17 protein-coding genes are annotated in these 16997 nt (G+C 49.1%); 14 read left to right on the forward strand and 3 right to left on the reverse strand.

Annotated features, from left to right (window positions below; translation table 11 throughout):
* The first annotated feature begins 2 nt into the window (after positions 1-2).
* From NSMM_RS10340 to NSMM_RS10375, 8 genes are all read left to right on the forward strand, one after another.
* Positions 3-2177, forward strand: a complete 2175-nt coding sequence (locus tag NSMM_RS10340) for a sensor histidine kinase (RefSeq protein WP_090287201.1) — start codon at positions 3-5, stop codon at positions 2175-2177.
* 108 nt (positions 2178-2285) lie between these two features.
* Positions 2286-3545, forward strand: coding sequence for a sigma-54-dependent transcriptional regulator (locus NSMM_RS10345; RefSeq protein ID WP_090287203.1), 1260 nt, complete (start codon positions 2286-2288; stop codon positions 3543-3545).
* Positions 3546-3778: 233 nt separating this feature from the next.
* Complete coding sequence (locus NSMM_RS10350) at positions 3779-4513, forward strand: YebC/PmpR family DNA-binding transcriptional regulator (RefSeq protein WP_090287204.1); 735 nt, start codon at positions 3779-3781, stop codon at positions 4511-4513.
* 11 nt (positions 4514-4524) lie between these two features.
* Complete coding sequence (gene ruvC / locus NSMM_RS10355; RefSeq protein WP_090287206.1) at positions 4525-5049, forward strand: crossover junction endodeoxyribonuclease RuvC; 525 nt, start codon at positions 4525-4527, stop codon at positions 5047-5049.
* Entirely contained in the window at positions 5046-5630 is a 585-nt protein-coding gene (gene ruvA, locus NSMM_RS10360; RefSeq protein ID WP_090287207.1) for a Holliday junction branch migration protein RuvA, read from the forward strand. Before ruvC ends, ruvA begins: the two co-directional genes overlap by 4 nt.
* A 25-nt stretch (positions 5631-5655) precedes the next feature.
* Positions 5656-6759: a Holliday junction branch migration DNA helicase RuvB gene (gene ruvB, locus NSMM_RS10365; protein WP_090287209.1), complete on the forward strand. Its 1104-nt coding sequence runs from the start codon at positions 5656-5658 to the stop codon at positions 6757-6759.
* Between the two features lie 128 nt (positions 6760-6887).
* Entirely contained in the window at positions 6888-7373 is a 486-nt protein-coding gene (locus NSMM_RS10370; RefSeq protein ID WP_090287211.1) for a host attachment protein, read from the forward strand.
* Positions 7373-8020 carry a phosphoribosyltransferase gene (locus NSMM_RS10375; protein ID WP_245654767.1) on the forward strand — a complete coding sequence of 216 codons (648 nt, stop codon included), beginning with the start codon at positions 7373-7375 and terminating at the stop codon, positions 8018-8020. The genes NSMM_RS10370 and NSMM_RS10375 overlap by 1 nt, the downstream gene beginning before the upstream one ends.
* Positions 8021-8517: 497 nt before the next feature.
* On the opposite strand, the gene pmbA is transcribed toward NSMM_RS10375, so the two are convergent.
* The gene (pmbA, locus tag NSMM_RS10380; RefSeq protein WP_090287213.1) at positions 8518-9885 is read right to left on the reverse strand and encodes a metalloprotease PmbA; all 1368 of its coding nucleotides are present in this window, start codon (positions 9883-9885) and stop codon (positions 8518-8520) included.
* 92 nt (positions 9886-9977) lie between these two features.
* On the opposite strand from pmbA, the gene yjgA reads away from it, so the two are divergent.
* Genes yjgA through NSMM_RS10400 form a run of 4 tightly spaced genes read left to right on the forward strand, consistent with a single transcriptional unit; the run spans position 9978 to position 13178 of the window.
* Positions 9978-10559 (forward strand): ribosome biogenesis factor YjgA, encoded by a 582-nt coding sequence (gene yjgA / locus NSMM_RS10385; RefSeq protein ID WP_090287228.1) that lies wholly within the window; start codon positions 9978-9980, stop codon positions 10557-10559.
* 23 nt (positions 10560-10582) lie between these two features.
* Positions 10583-10951: a hypothetical protein gene (locus NSMM_RS10390; RefSeq protein ID WP_245654768.1), complete on the forward strand. Its 369-nt coding sequence runs from the start codon at positions 10583-10585 to the stop codon at positions 10949-10951.
* A gap of 29 nt (positions 10952-10980) precedes the next feature.
* Entirely contained in the window at positions 10981-11784 is an 804-nt protein-coding gene (locus NSMM_RS10395; protein ID WP_090287214.1) for an exodeoxyribonuclease III, read from the forward strand.
* Positions 11781-13178 carry an AmpG family muropeptide MFS transporter gene (locus NSMM_RS10400; protein ID WP_090287216.1) on the forward strand — a complete coding sequence of 466 codons (1398 nt, stop codon included), beginning with the start codon at positions 11781-11783 and terminating at the stop codon, positions 13176-13178. Before NSMM_RS10395 ends, NSMM_RS10400 begins: the two co-directional genes overlap by 4 nt.
* On the opposite strand, the gene pyrC is transcribed toward NSMM_RS10400, so the two are convergent.
* On the reverse strand, positions 13171-14232 hold the full coding sequence (pyrC, locus tag NSMM_RS10405; protein ID WP_090287218.1) for a dihydroorotase: 1062 nt from the start codon (positions 14230-14232) through the stop codon (positions 13171-13173). The two genes, NSMM_RS10400 and pyrC, sit on opposite strands and share 8 nt — an antisense overlap.
* Positions 14229-15110 (reverse strand): 16S rRNA (cytidine(1402)-2'-O)-methyltransferase, encoded by an 882-nt coding sequence (gene rsmI / locus NSMM_RS10410; protein WP_090287232.1) that lies wholly within the window; start codon positions 15108-15110, stop codon positions 14229-14231. Before rsmI ends, pyrC begins: the two co-directional genes overlap by 4 nt.
* Here rsmI and NSMM_RS10415 point away from each other — a divergent pair.
* Positions 15109-16062: a penicillin-binding protein activator gene (locus tag NSMM_RS10415; protein WP_176753939.1), complete on the forward strand. Its 954-nt coding sequence runs from the start codon at positions 15109-15111 to the stop codon at positions 16060-16062. The genes rsmI and NSMM_RS10415 overlap by 2 nt on opposite strands.
* A gap of 75 nt (positions 16063-16137) precedes the next feature.
* On the forward strand, positions 16138-16997 hold an 860-nt coding region (locus NSMM_RS10420), incomplete at its 3' end, for an IS1595 family transposase (RefSeq protein ID WP_090283480.1).

Below are 16997 nucleotides of genomic sequence, written 5' to 3' on the forward strand. Positions count from 1 at the left end.
CCATGAAATTTGTCATTGCTCTGGTCACCGGATTAAGCATTATCATACTGTATCTACTGGCAACTGCGGGCGCCAACACGGAATTTTTTGAGCGCCGCTACCGCTGGTTAATTGTTTTTATTGTTGGTTTCTTAATCTTTTTGATTGGCGTGGTAGTATTCCTGCTCTGGCGGCTACGGCGCAGACTCAAAACGGGTATTTTTGGCTCCAGACTGGCGGTAAGACTACTGATCGTTTTTTCGCTAATGGCGATTCTGCCCGGCGCACTGATTTATAGTGTTTCTGTACAGTTTTTGGAGAAAAGCATTGAATCCTGGTTCGATGTCAAGGTCGATCGGGCGCTGGAAGGCGGTCTCACGCTAGGACAAACCGTGCTGGATAACCTTCTGGAAGAACTCCAGAAAAAATCTCAGGCCGCAGCACTTTCGTTATCAGAATCCACCAATTCTCCCCTTACGATATTGAATCGACTTCTGATCCAGTCGCAGATCCAGGAGGCAACGTTGTTCAACCAGGATGGCAAAATCGTTGCCTTTACCAGCATGGATGATGACGTGCTATTTCCCGAGATGCCCAATACAGAAGCGATGCGTAATATCCGCATGCAGAAGAATTATCGCGCGGTGGAATCCTTTGACAACAACGTGCTATATCTGCGTGTCCTAGTGCCAGTCAATGTTCTCAGCCCGGATGAGGATATTCGTGTGCTGCAGGTATTACAACGCGTACCGCAGTCTCTGGCGGACAGTGCCGAACAGGTACAAGCAGGTTTTAGTGACTATCAAGAACTGATGCTGTCTCGTCAGGGATTGACCAGGCTATACAGTGTCACTCTTACCTTGGCATTATTTCTGGCGTTATTCTCAGCAATTGCTGCCGCTTTTGTCATCAGCGAAAAATTAAGTGCGCCGCTTGGACAGCTGGCGGACGGCACTCGTGCCGTCGCTCAAGGAGATTTCAGCAGACGCCACCAGGTTCAAAGCAAGGATGAGTTTGGCGTGTTGACAGAGTCGTTTAATCTGATGACCGAGCAACTGGTCGTTGCGCGCAACGTTGCGCAGCGCAATCAGCAGGAAGTTGAAAATGCACGGGCTTATCTGGAAAACATTCTGGCAAACCTATCATCGGGGGTCATCGTTTTTGATGAAAATTTGCGTATGCGCGCTATCAATCAGAGTGCCGAGCAAATCCTACAGATTCCACTCGCAAAATTTGAGGGACTTACAGTTGAAGAATGTGTTATCCAGGAACCCAGATTAAAACTCCTTGCCGAGGAAATTCAAATTGGATTTGCCTCGGAAGAAACAGGTGAATGGCAACGCCAGGTTATGCACTCAACCGCTAATAAAGAACAAATATTGCTGCTACGTGGCTCACGTCTGCCGCAAACCTCGTCTCGGGGCGGTGTCGTGGTGTTTGATGACATCACCAGTTTGTTGCAAGTGCAACGAACGGTTGCCTGGGGAGAAGTCGCACGACGCCTTGCCCATGAAATTAAAAATCCCCTGACCCCCATCCAGCTCTCAGCAGAACGGCTGCAGCACAAACTACTGAACAAACTAGACGAAACCGATGCCAGAATTCTGAAACGCGCCACTACTACTATCGTTGACCAGGTCGAAGCGCTAAAGAAAATGGTCAATGAATTCAGGGATTACGCACGAACACCGGAACTTGAATTCTATCAGATCGACCTCAACCGATTAATCAGGGAGGTACTGGCACTCTATCAAACGACTACTACCCATCCTGAAAATGGCACCAGCTGCCCACAAATCGAAATGCAGCTTGCGGCAGATATTTCGCCCATTAAAGGTGATCCGGCCAGATTACGCCAAGTGTTGCACAATCTTTTACAAAATTCACAGGATGCTCTGAGTACAATCAGTGACCCCAGGATATGGGTACGCACAGAATCCAGCAAAAACAACATCCTACTGAGTATCACCGATAACGGAATTGGGCTCTCTGAATCTGTTAAGGCAAATATCTTTGAACCCTATATCACCACAAAACCCAAAGGAACCGGACTCGGTCTGCCTATTGTTAAAAAAATCGTCGATGAGCACAGTGGCACCATCCTGATCAAAAATATCCAACCTCACGGTGCACAAGTATTAATTACCTTTCCTGCCATGATGGCCGAAAATTCTCAATTTCCGGAAATCCCGACCTAATTGCTGTCGAGCCTGCGCAGAAATTTACCGTAGACAATGATAAAATCGAGGTCAGATTTTCTTCCTGGGCTCGATACATGTCGGTTACATTACAAGACTTGACAATTAATGGCTAACAATACCATTCTCGTAGTGGATGATGAGCTGGGTATTCGCGAATTGTTATCCGAAATTCTCGGTGATGAAGGGTATACCGTCATGCTTGCTGAAAACGCCGAAGAGGCCAGAGCCTGTCGCAATCAATTACGCCCCGATCTGGTACTACTGGATATATGGATGCCCGATACTGATGGCATTACACTGCTTAAGGAATGGGCAAACAATGGCTCTCTCACTATGCCCGTCGTCATCATGTCAGGCCATGGCACGATCGAAACTGCCGTCGAGGCAACCCGGATTGGCGCGGTCGGCTATCTGGAAAAACCAATTCCGCTGCAAAAATTACTCAGCACCGTGGGGCAGGTATTACGTGGCGCGCAACACCCTTCATTTTCAACTTTCTCCCTGACAAATCTTGGTCGCAGTAATTTGATCATGGAACTCAGAAGGAAACTGGAGCAAGTACAAAATCTTAAAATACCGGTATTGCTGACAGGGGAACCAGGAGTCGGATTTGAATATTGCGCGCGCTTTCTGCACCGCATCAATACCACCTGGGTGGAACCGGAGCTTCCCGCATTGTTGGCTGAACGTCCATTGGAACCATTGGAAAAAGCCCGAGGTGGGTTGATTTTTCTCGGTGAAATAGGCGATCTAAATAAACTCGAACAAAAGGGCCTGCTGCTGATTCTGGGAAAACTGGAACACTATAACGTACGGCTGGTTTGTGCCACCGCGCGCCCACTAGCTGAACTAACCGCTCAAGGACTGTTCCATCCCAAACTATTCGAAATATTAAGCAGCCTGACAATTTCCATCCCCCCCCTGAGGCTGCACCGGGAAGACATACCAGAAATTGCTAATCAACTACTCTCTGCGCTGATCGAATCAGGCGAAGTGCCTGTGCTGCAATTCAATACGGCCGCACTGAATGCCCTGCGCAATTATGATTGGCCAGGTAACCTCGCACAATTAACTAGCATCGTACATTCCCTGGCAGTTACCTGCACGCAAAATGAAATTTCCGCGGATACTGTTCAGCAGGCTTTAGCCTTTTCTCCCCAAGAAACCGGCGTTGTCTCAGATATTCCCTTAAATATCACATTACGAGAAGCACGCGATATATTTGAAAAAACCTATTTTGAGAAACTGATTGAGCAGGAAGGTGGCAACATGACGCGCGTAGCTGAACGCGCCGGACTGGAAAGAACTCATCTTTATCGCAAGATCAAAACACTTGGCATTAAAACCAGAAGCCAGCTACAGTAACTCCTCTTCTCACGGTTATTCTATGCGTTGTTTGGCTGAATAACCTTATCAACCAATGTTATGAATAAAACACCATTCAACAAATTCCATCAGGAACAGGTAATCTACCTCACCAGAATTTCGGTTGGATTGCTCTAATCTTTACCTTCTCAAATCGCAGCATCCATACACACCCTTTATACAATGTCAGACGGGTGGTAGCATTGCTTTTTTTACGAAATTCGAGGAAACCGATGGCCGGTCATAGCAAGTGGGCGAATATAAAGCATAAAAAAGCTGCGCAAGATGCCAAGCGTGGAAAAATCTTTACCCGTCTGATCAAAGAGATTACGATCGCTGCGCGACTCGGTGGCGGAGATATCGGCAGCAATCCGCGATTACGACTGGCAGTAGACAAAGCCTACGAGCACAATATGCCCAAGGACAACGTCGAACGAGCAATCAAGCGTGGTTGCGGCGAACTCGAGGGTGTCAATTATGAAGAAATTCGTTATGAAGGCTATGGAATCGCCGGTGCGGCGGTCATTGTGGATTGCATGACGGATAATCGTGTCAGGACTGTGGCAGACGTGCGCCACGCCTTTACCAAGCATGGCGGCAATCTTGGCACGGATGGCTCGGTCGGCTATTTGTTCAAACACTGTGGTCAGCTTTTGTTCGCACCGGACACGGATGAGTCAAAATTGTTCTATATTGCACTCGACGCTGGTGCGGAAGATGTCATCACCCACGATGATAGCAGCATCGAAGTGGTAACCGATCCAAACATATTTACTGCCGTCAAGGAAAGGATCGAACACGCAGGTCTCAAGGCAGAGCTGACAGAGGTCACCTGGAAACCTGACATTGAAATTACATTGACTGGCGATAACGCGGCCAAAATGCAGAAACTGCTGGATGCTCTTGAAGATATTGATGACGTTCAGAATGTTTATACTAACGCCGTAATAGACGACGAAATAACCTGATCGGAGCGAATATTCGTATCCTTGGTATTGATCCTGGTTTGCGCATTACGGGTTTTGGCGTAATCGATCACGTTGACAGACGCCTCGTCTACATCAGCAGTGGCTGCGTGACGACCACGGGCACTGCGCTGCCACAACGCTTGAAAGTCATTCTCGACGGACTGGATGAAATCATTCGGGAGCAGTCTCCTGAACAGGTCGCGATCGAGCAGGTCTTTGTCAATATCAACCCCCAGTCAACTTTGTTGCTTGGCCAGGCGCGTGGAGCAGCAATCTGTGCCGCGGTACAGCACGAATTGTCCGTAGCAGAATATACTGCCCTGCAAATCAAACAGGCAGTCGTTGGTAATGGCCATGCCCACAAGGAGCAAGTGCAGGAAATGGTAATGCGTCTACTGGAACTGACCGGACGACCACGCCCGGATGCGGCTGATGCCCTGGCATGCGCGATTTGCCATGCTCATAGCAGTACAAGCCGTTTCAGCGACTCACTGACGCCCCAAACTTCTCGATTGAGACGAGGCAGACGCTCATGATTGGACGTATTAGCGGATTATTGCTGGAGAAACATCCGCCGCTGGTGCTGGTGGAGGCACAAGGGGTGGGCTATGAGATCAATGTACCAATGAGTACATTTTGCCAGTTGCCTCCAATTGGTGAAAGACTCACGTTACAGACCCATTTGATCGTGCGTGAAGACGCCCATGTGTTATTTGGGTTTGTGACCGAAGGTGAGCGCGCCTTGTTCCGCCAGCTGACCAAAATAACCGGTGTCGGCGCCAGAACCGCGCTCGCTATTTTGTCCGGGATGAGTGTTACGGATCTGTGTCAGGCAGTCGCCCTGCAAGATGGTGCGTGGCTAACTAAAATTCCTGGTATTGGCAAGAAAACCGCAGAGCGTTTATTACTCGAGCTGCGTGACAAGCTTGATTCAACCCTGATTCAACCAGGCGCAACGTCGATTTCGCAAGGTATTGACAAGGACATTCTTAATGCCCTGTTATCACTGGGCTATAATGCCCGGGAAGCAAGCTTGGCAGTTAAACAGTTACCTGACGCTATCGCGGTGTCCGATGGCATCATGCAAGCGCTGCAGTATCTATCCAAACCTAAGTAACGCAACTAAGTAATGCCACCTGACCATGATCGAACCGGATAGAATCATTACTGCTTCCACCCTCTCCCCTCGTGAAGAAGCGCTGGAACGCGCCTTGCGTCCCAACCAGCTCGATGAGTATGTCGGGCAGGAGAAAATACGCGAGCAATTGCAAATTTTCATTGCAGCTGCGCGGCAACGCCAGGAAGCGCTTGATCATGTGTTGCTGTTTGGTCCACCCGGTCTGGGAAAAACCACGCTCGCCCATATTATTGCACGTGAAATGGGTGTCAATCTGCGGCACACCTCCGGCCCGGTACTGGAACGAGCCGGTGATCTGGCCGCACTACTCACCAATCTGCAGCCCAACGATGTGCTGTTCATCGATGAAATTCACCGGCTATCCCCTGTTGTTGAGGAAATTCTCTATCCGGCAATGGAAGATTATCAGCTCGACATCATGATTGGTGAAGGCCCTGCGGCGCGATCGGTCAAGATTGACTTACCGCCTTTTACCCTGATAGGCGCAACGACCCGTGCGGGCATGTTGACCAATCCGTTACGTGATCGCTTTGGCATCGTTTCGCGATTAGAATTTTATGCAGCTGACGAGCTTACCAGAATTGTAGCTCGTTCAGCCAGACTGCTGGAAGTCACCACAGCAGATGACGGCGCAATGGAAATTGCCCGACGCTCACGTGGTACGCCGCGCATTGCCAATCGCTTGCTTCGTCGCGTGCGCGATTTCGCACAGATCAAGGCAGACGGCATCATCGACCGTCAGGTGGCTGACGCCGCACTCCGCATGCTCGATGTGGACGCAATCGGCCTGGATGTACTTGACAGAAAACTGTTACTGGCAGTCATGGAAAAATTTGACGGCGGTCCGGTTGGTGTCGACAATCTCGCCTCTGCCATCAGTGAGGAACGTGACACCATTGAAGAAGTACTGGAACCTTACCTGATCCAGCAGGGATTTCTGCAACGCACCCCTCGTGGCCGGGTCGCAACAGCCGCCACCTATCAACATTTCAACCTGGTTCCGGCGGCGCATCCCCGGCAATTGAGCCTCTTTGATCATGATCTTCCTGCTGATGCGACTGCTACTGACGAATCCTCTATTCAGCCGACTCCAGACAGACAGGAATAGCCGTATTACTGTCTGTTGATTCCAGCCACTCTGCGGGATATTATGATCACCACTGGCATTCAAATAATGCAGAAACACCATAAGCCCTATTTATCTGTTTGTTCAACATTGTTCCATGGAGAGCGTAAATGAATACCATCGTTACTGTCGTCAATGGTTCCCGGGCCCGTTTTTTTTCATTACAACCGGCAGAAACGCCTGTTTATGAATCCAGCCCACGCCTGGTTGAGCATGAAAATCTGGTCAACCCGGAAAATGAATCCGCAGATAAAGCCCTGTGGTCGGATAACAGTAGCGGCAATCGCAGCAGCGCAGGGGGTGGTGCACATGGCTATGACGATCACCGTGAACAGCATCGCGCAGAATATGAGCGCCGCTTCTCACAATCAATTGCAGCGAAAGCCATCAAACTCGCGCACAAACAACAGGCGAAATCGATTGTAGTGGTTGCCGACAGCCATATGCTTGGATTGCTACGCAATGGTCTGGAAAACAGCAATGGTTTTTCCATCAAGGAACTCGCCAAAGATTACAGCAAGCTTTCAATATCGGATCTACATGCGCAACTGGCAAGCCACCATCTAATACCGGCGCAGCGCAAACCCGGCCAATAATGGGAACGAAGAACCAAGCGATGCTGTTTCGTGACCGGGAAGATGCTGCCCGGCAACTAGCTGCAAAGCTTGGCAAACTAAAAGATCAACATCCTCTGGTACTGGCAATCCCGCGCGGAGGAGTACCAATGGGACGCAGCATCGCTGACGCGATTAATGGAGAATTCGACATCGTACTGGTTCGCAAACTCCGTGCTCCCGGCCACCCGGAATTTGCTGTTGGCGCAGTGGACGAACACGGCACCATGCAGGTTGCCGACTATGCCGCAGCAGTGGGAGCAGATGATGATTATCTGCTCCGTGAAAAAGAAACTCAAATGAGTGTCATACGTGAACGGCGCAAGATCTATACACCGCACCGGTCATCTATCAATCCAGCAGGCCGCACTATCGTCGTCGTCGATGATGGTCTGGCAACTGGTGCCACCATGATGGCGGCGCTCAACATGCTACGCCAAAGTAACCCCCCCCGCCTGATCTGTGCGATACCCGTTGCAGCACCGGATTCGCTACGCAAAGTCGAAGCGTTGGTGGATGAAGTGATCTGTCTGTCTACACCAGAAAATTTTCAGGCAGTTGGACAGTTCTACCAGAATTTTTCCCAAGTAGAAGATGAAGAAGTCATCGCGGCTCTGGAGCACATCTGAAATGGCTGCGTCAAATTTGGTTATTGGAATCTCTTGTTTTTCCAGGAAATATCAAAAAAATAATTGACATGATGCTCTGAACAGGTTGGGAAAATCATTCTGTGCTATCCGGTATAACTCGCAAGATATTAGTGCTGCGACCTATAAAACCGATGCGTACAGTCAGCGAGAAATCGGCGAGCTCTATCGATGACACCCAACGACGATTGGAGTTATTCTGTGCAAAAATAAAGAGCAAAGATTCTTTATTCTGGGCCTGACACCATTTTCCGTTGATTTTACCCATCCTTGGATCACCCGAACGATGACACAAGGATGAGGGCCGGATGTCTAAAGCTGGAGGTATGAATGACTGACGAACCAAAACCACATACCAGCCCGTCTAATTTAGAAAAATAACAATTGAATGTCAAACCACCATTATTTGGTAAACGCGTTGGCAACAATTTCAGGAGCGACTAATTATCCCGTTTGCAGGAAATAAAAATTGATTTGATTTAAGTACCCGCAATCGTCATGCGATCAATCAACAACGCGCCACACTGCCGGGAGCCGCGAACAATTATTTCATCGCCCACTGCGACGATACCACGGTACATGGTTTGCAGATTGCCAGCAATGGTAATTTCCTCAACGGGAAAGCAGATTTCTCCCTGCTCCACCCAGAATCCGGCAGCACCCTGCGAATAATCACCGGTTACCAGATTGACACCATGACCAAGTAGTTCGGTAACCAGCAATCCTTTGCCCATTCTTCTAAGTAATGCATCGAAAGGCAGTGGCGCATCATTTTTCAAGATCAGATTATGATTGCCACCAGCATTGCCAGTTGAGTGCATACCCAGTTTTCGTGCGGCATAGCTCCCCAGGAAATAACCCTGAACGATGCCATTTTCTACAATCTTGCGAGCATGTGTGGCCACACCTTCGTCGTCGAAAGAATGGCTCGCCAGCCCCTTAACCAGATGAGGCGACTCATCAATCTGAATATTGTCCGGAAAAACTTGCTTGCCGATACTGTCGAGCAAAAAAGAAGATTTGCGGTATAGACTGGCGCCACTGATAGCCTGAACAAAATAGCCGAGCAGACTTGGGGCAATTGATGCATCAAATAATACGGATGCCTCACAAGTTGAAATTTTTCGGGCGCCCAATCGTGCGAGACTGCGCTGACCAGCCTTCTGACCAATCGCGTCGATACGCTCAAGATCATCCCTGGCACGCGCCACGCTATACCAGTAATCACGTTGCATGCCGCTTTCGTCACCAGCGATGACGGCGCAGCCAATACTGTGACTGGTTGACGGATACCCGCCAATAAAACCAAGGCTATTGGCATAAATAAATTGTGCCGCACTGACAGATACGCTCGCCCCTTCGGAATTGATGATGCGCTTGTCGATTGCCAGAGCTGCCGCTTCACATTGTTTGGCCAGCTCAATGGCTTGTTCGACAGGTAATGACCAAGGGTGATACAAACCAAGATCAGGAAAATTCGTTGCCAGCAAACTGGCTTCCGCCAACCCGGCGAAGCTATCTGCTGCCGTATAGCGTGCAATAGCCAGTGCAGCGGCAACAGTTTCTTCGATGGCTCTAGGTGAGAAATCGCTGCTGCTGGCATTGCCGCGATTCTGTCCGATGTAGACCGTTACGGAAAGCCCTTTATCGCGTGTATATTCAATGGTCTCCACTTCACCCATACGCGCTGTAACATTTTGTCCGCTACCTTCAGAAATATGTGTTTCACAGGCATTTGCCCCGCCTTTCCTGGCAAGCGTCAGAATGGTAGTGGCGATGTCCTGTAAAATTTCAGTGCTGCAAGCAAAAATTTGCGGAGACTCGGTTCTGTCAATTGAATTATTCATGGAGTTGGGAATAGGCAGCCAGTTTGGATGACAATTACAAGCGATGTTGCTTCAAAGCGGGTTATGATAACAGTTTCTCGAATACTGGCGCTGTGTCTACTCATCAAAAGCATAAAAATCAACTGCAACCAGATCAGGACGCATCTGTCGATAGCAATATTGATTCTGCCCCAAGCAAGACGCGCATCAAGCAGCAAATGCATGCCTTGCAGGCGTTAGGGGAACAATTGGTTCAGTTGGATGCGGAAAAACTGCGACAGCTTGATTTACCTGACAGCCTGATGGGAGCATTGCTGGAAGCCCGACATATCAGCAAACATGGCGCGCGCAGGCGTCAAATGCAATTTATTGGCAAGTGCATGCGTGCGATTGACCCATCGCCGGTTCAAAAAAAACTGGACGAATGGCAGCGGTCCGGCATCAGTCATACTGCCTGGTTGCATCGCCTCGAAAAATGGCGCGAGCGGTTATTGAGTGATGAAACTGCGCTGACTGAATTTGCTGAAGCCTATCCGCAAGCGGATATTCAGCAGTTGCGCACTGTGCTGCGCAATGTGCAACACGAACAACTTACCAACAAACCCCCCAAAAATTTCCGTTTATTATTTAAACTGTTACGCGAAATCATTCCACAAAAAACCGGGGCGCCCTCCGTCCAGGATTTTGAAAAATAATCATTTTTAGGAGGATATACCAGATGCAATTGAAGCTATTTGTAGTTGTGCTGTGCTTGATAGCATTACCCATACCATCAAAACTGAGTGCGCAGACACCAGACGTCACGCAATGTAAAGGATGTTTGTGCCCAGGTGATCCGTGCCGCTTATGTCCGTTGCCACTTAACACCGCTGATCCAGTGCCGGATGATGAACCGCAGACCTGCCGCCGCATCCGCGAAACTGTTCCACCTATTTCGGATTTGCCTGGCAGCAATGAATATTTTACCAGCCTGGACAAGGCAACATTGGCGTGTATCCGTAATGGCGGGGATGTTCTTAAAAATTCCAGTCGTTCATCATTATTCCCGGCGCGCTTTTATTGCAAACCAGGTCTGGTTGAACACTAGGCTATTCAGCCTTTATTGTTTATCTTCCGATGAAAATCGTCACACTAAACCTGAATGGCTTACGCTCAGCGACCAGCAAAGGTTTTTTTGAGTGGCTGCCCCGACAAAATGCCGATATCGTTTGTGTGCAGGAACTGAAAGCACAATTAAGGGATTTAACCGAGACAATGCGTGCACCGGATAATTATCACGGGTATTTTCATTGTGCTGACAAAAAAGGATATAGCGGTGTCGGACTTTATTCCCGCCGGGAACCGGATAATCTCATTGAAGGTATTGGCATTCCCGAGATTGATCTGGAAGGACGTTTTATAAGAGCGGATTTTGCAAATCTGACCGTCATTTCGCTTTATTTGCCATCCGGTTCCAGTGGTGAGCATCGCCAGGAAATGAAATATTTTTTCATGGAACGCTTTTTCCCGGTTTTGCAAACATTAGCCGAAAGCGGGCGTGATGTAGTGTTATGTGGTGACTGGAATATTGCCCACCAGATTATCGACATTAAAAACTGGCGTTCCAACCAGAAAAACTCGGGATTTTTACCAGAAGAGCGCGCCTGGCTATCAACGTTATTTGATCAATTAAAATTTGTGGATGTGTTTCGCAAAATCAACCGCGAGCCGGAGCAATACACTTGGTGGTCAAATCGTGGGCAGGCGTGGCTCAAAAATGTTGGCTGGCGCATCGATTATCAGATTGCCACGCCAGCGCTGGCTGATACCGCCAGATCTGTGTCAATCTACAAGAACGAGCGGTTTTCCGATCACTCACCATTGATCATCGACTACGACTACGACTACGACTACGACTACGACTACGACTACTCGTTATGATATCCACTGGCTGGGGACAGGTATGGCGCATTTATCTGCACCCGCGGGTACTCGGCATGCTGATGCTCGGTTTTTCGGCCGGACTGCCGCTACTGCTGATACTGGGAACGCTTTCTTTCTGGCTACGTGAAGCAGGCATCGATCGTGCCACCATTGGCTACTTTAGCTGGATTGGTCTCGCTTACGGATTCAAGTGGGCATGGGCACCGCTGGTAGACAGAATGCCGTTACCTTTGCTATCCCGCTGGCTCGGGCGGCGACGCGCGTGGTTACTGTTATCCCAGTTAGCAATTGCCACTGCATTGATCGGCATGGCCAATACCAATCCGGCAGAACAATTATCCCACATGATCTTCTTTGCACTTGCGGTAGCCTTTGCTTCGGCAACCCAAGATATCGCCCTAGATGCTTACCGCATCGAGGCCGTCGCAATGCAGTTGCAAGGAGCGATGGCAGCGACTTATCAGGCAGGTTACCGCATGGCAATGATCATGGCCTCGGCTGGTGCGCTATGGTTGGCGGCTGCATTCGACCCGACCCCTGGTAGTTATGATTACAATTCCTGGCAAACGGCCTATTATTTTATGGCGGCCTGCATGTCGGTCGGGATAGTTACCACCTTGATCATTCGTGAACCGGAAGTTTCCAGCAATCTGGAGTTGAATGCGGAAAATGAAAGACTAGGGCGTGAAATTGTATTACGCTGGCACATCAACGCGCGTTTCTCGGACATGCTGATCTGGCTCTATGGCGCAGTGGTCGCTCCTTTTCGGGACTTCATCACACGCTTTGGTCTGCATGCCTTGCTGATTCTATCGCTGATTGCGGTATACCGGATTTCGGATGTCGTCATGGGAGTGATGAGCAATCCTTTTTATGTGGACATGGGTTACAGCAAGGATGAAGTAGCGACAGTCTCCAAAGTCTATGGCGTAATCATGACGATACTGGGTGCGGTGGTGGGCGGTGTACTAACCGCAAAAACAGGTATCATCCGCACCCTGTTTCTGGGTGCGGTTTTGTCCGCCGCGACGAATCTGCTGTTCGTATGGCTGGCAAGCAGAGGGCATGATATTAGCGGACTGGTATTTGTTATTTCGGCCGACAATCTTTCTGCAGGTATTGCTTCATCGGCATTTGTTGCCTACTTGTCGAGCCTGACGCACACCGCCTATTCCGCAACGCAATATGCCATGTTCAGCTCAGTAATGCTGCTGCTGCCCAAATTCATTGCTGGATTCAGCGGGGAATTTGTCGATGCCTACGGCTATGCCATATTCTTCACCGGTACAGCACTGTTGGGCATACCGGTGCTGTTTCTAGTATGGAAAGTCGGGCAACTGAGTTTTGAACCGGCGGAAACTAAAATCAGAACACCTGAACACGTCAAGTAACCAGTTTCCAGTTAAGACAATCACCTGCACCCAGCGGTACTAACTTGCTGTCTGCGAACTCAAGCTGTTCTGGAATTTTCCAAGGCTGCCTGATGAGCGTAATGTAATCCCGATTACGTGGCAAACGATAAAAATCCGCACCATGAAAACTGGCGAAAGCCTCCAGCCTATCCAACCGGCCAGTCTGCTCAAAAACCGAGGCATAAAATTCGATCGCCGCATGCGCGCTGTAGATACCAGCGCAGCCGCAGGCCGATTCCTTGAGAGGGACTGGATGTGGCGCACTATCGGTCCCCAGAAAAAATCTGGGGTTGCCGCTAGTCGCTGCTTCAATGAGCGCCTGACGATGAATTTCCCGTTTCAATACCGGCAAGCAATAATGGTGTGGTCGTAATCCACCGACTAGCAGGGCGTTGCGGTTTAGCAGCAAATGATGTGGGGTAATGGTTGCAGCAATTTTCCCGGATGTGGTCTGTACAAAATCGACTGCTTCGCGGGTGGTGATATGCTCGAATACGATGCGCAGCCCCGGAAAGCGCTGCGTGAGCGGCAACAATACACGGTCAATGAAGATTTTTTCCCGGTCGAAGATATCAATTACCGGATCGACAACCTCCCCATGCACAAGCAGTGGCATATCAAGCGCTTCCATTTTTGCCAGCGTGGTATAGCAGCGGGAAATATCGGTCACACCAGCAGTGGAGTGCGTAGTGGCTCCAGCAGGATAAAGTTTGACGGCATGGATAAAGCCATTGTTTCTGGCGCAGACGATTTCATCTGGTGATGTCGTATCCGTTAGATAAAGCGTCATCAGCGGCTCGAATTCCATCTCATCCGGGACTGCTGCGAGTATGCGTTCGCGATAAGCCGCTGCCTGTTCGGTATTGATAACCGGAGGATTGAGATTGGGCATGATGATCGCCCGCGCAAAACAGCGTGCGGTATCCGACAATACCGATTGCATTGCAGCACCATCGCGCAAATGCAGATGCCAATCGTCTGGCCGAGTGAATGAGATTACCTGCTGCTCAGTGGGGTTAAATTGAGTATTCATAATGCCGCTTTCTGCTTCTCCAGTGCAATTGCATATAATTTCTTGCGGTTCTCACCGGTAATTTCTGCCGTTAACTGCACAGCATGCTTAAGAGACAGGTCCTTCTGCAGAATGGCGAGTATCTGCTCTGCTTGTGGGTTTAAAAATTCAGTTTGCAAGGGTGGTTCGATGGCTGCCAATAACAGAACGAACTCTCCACGTAAACGATTAGCATCGGCCTGTAACCAGGTTATCGCATCACCTAATGCACAAGTGTGTATTGTCTCAAAAACTTTGGTCAGCTCACGTGCAAAAGTAACATCACGTTCCGTACCAAAAGTGCGAGCCATGTCTGCCACAGTTTCGAGTATGCGATGTGGCGCTTCATAAAAAACCAGAATACAGGCATATAGCGATTTCAGTGCGGCCAACCTGCGTTGGCGCTCCGCAGATTTTACTGGGAGAAATCCATAGAAAAAGAAATGAGGTGCCAGCAGACCCGATGCAGATAGCGCACTGATAGCCGCATTGGCGCCGGGTATCGGTACAACATTAAATCCCTGTTCACGCACGCCGCGAACCAGTTTTGCGCCAGGATCAGATATTGCCGGAGTACCGGCATCCGTAATCAAGGCAACAGATTGGTTATTATTCAAAAATGAAATGATCTTACCAACAGCACTATTTTCATTATGCTGATGAACCGGGATCACGCGAGTTGTAATCCCATGACGTGACAGCAATTTGTGAGCAGTCTGGACATGTTCGGCTGCGATCACTTCCACTCCGGACAATATGCTGAGCGCGCGCAAGGTAATATCACTTAAATTACCAATCGGCGTAGCCACAACATATAATATCCCTTTGATTTCTTTCTGCACAATCGGTAATTTCACCATGAAAAATTTACTGAGATGTTGTCTGCTATGGTTAATATCATCGACTGGTTTTCTACCTGCTTTTGCCAATCAGCCCGATGAAGGATTGTTGTCAAATACCGTCCTGCACACCCAAACCAGGCATATTGCACTTCTCCTCCCGCTTGATTCCCCTTCGCTGAGACAAGCCGCGTTTGCGGTACAAAAAGGCTTCGAAAATGCTGCCCAGCTTGAACCGGGTTTCATCCTGGAAATGGTTTCTTATCCAACTGACGGCAATGAACCAAGCGTTCTGTCAGCCTATCAACAAGCGATTGATAATGGAGCTAAAATGGTGATCGGCCCTCTTACGCGAGACGGTGTAGATGCACTGATATCGAGCCATCTGACTTCCCTGCCAACATTGGCTCTGAATTATCCAACGAAAAAAATGATCGGTTTGTCGACCCAACTCTTTTTTCTTGGTATCAGTGTTGAATTAGAAGCACAGAATGTTGCCCGGATGGCAGCAGCCAGTGGCCGGCATCATGCTGTCATTCTAGCGGATCGCAGCAAATTATCAAAAAGGCTGAAAGTGGCTTTTGCGGATGCCTGGCTACGAATTAATCCGGATTTTTCTGCGGAAGACGTGGAAATCGGTTTTCGCGACAAACTCTCCATACTTTCCGGACGCAGCCACAATCAGGATAATATCATTTTCCTTGCACTCAACTCCCTTAATAGTGGGGCTGTGCGGTCATTCATTCATCAAAGTATCCCGATTTATGCCACTTCCCTTGTATTTAGCAGCAAAGATCCAACTCATACTGATGAACTAGAAGCAGTCCGCTTTACCGACATGCCATGGTTGGTACAGCCAGAACTTGCTTCGAACCAGCATTATCATTCACCTGACATGCCAACCGATATCAATTTGCAAAGATTCTATGCGCTAGGAATTGATGCTTTCCGATTGGCGCATAAAATTTCCTGATTAGTTACTTCTCTCAGAAATCTTGTAAAATCTACAAATTGCGAAGAAACGTAGCAAAATCAGAGGAGGATGGCAATGGCGATGAATAAAATTCAGTTTCAGGCAGGCCTGTCACTGCATGAATTTCTGCATCAATATGGCACGGAAGCACAATGTGAAGCAGCATTGTTTGCTGCGAGGTGGCCACATGGCTGGAGATGCCTGCGCTGCGATGGGGAGCGATATTCCTGTACCCATAACGGCCGCAAGCTATGGGAATGCCTGGATTGTGGCTACCAATGTTCTTCAATTGTCGGCACCGTGTTTGAAAATACTAAATTACCGCTAAGAACCTGGTTTCTGGCCATTTACTTGATGACGCAAAGCAAGAATGCGGTCAGTGCATTGGAACTCAAACGTCAGCTGGGGGTAAGTTACAAAACGGCATGGTCGATCAAGCATAAGCTGTTACAGACCATGCTGCTGCGCGAAGAGCAACGCCGTCTGGATGGACGCGTGGAGGTTGACGATGCTTATCTGGGAGGTGAAAGGCCGGGAAAGCGCGGGCGGGGCGCGGCAAGTAAGACGCCATTTGTAGCGGCAATACAAACAAACAGCGAGGGGAAGCCACTTTATATACGCTTGACCCCCGTAGCGGGTTTTACATATGAAGCGCTCAAACAGTGGTCGGCTGAATGTCTGTCATCTACTGCACGAGTCGTATCTGATGGTTTGGGGTGTTTCGGGGCGGTTACGCATACAGCCGCGCAGCATGAGCGCCATATTGTGGGAAGTGGCAAATCTGCTGTGCAGCGTGCCGAGTTTCGCTGGGTCAATACGCTTCTTGGCAATCTCAAGACTGCCTTCAGCGGAACCTACCATGCATTCAATCACGCCAAGTATGCACAGCGCTATCTTGCAGAATTCTCCTATCGCTTCAATCGCCGTTTTGATTT

This window comes from Nitrosomonas mobilis (assembly GCF_900103035.1).
Taxonomy (GTDB): Bacteria; Pseudomonadota; Gammaproteobacteria; order Burkholderiales; family Nitrosomonadaceae; genus Nitrosomonas; species Nitrosomonas mobilis.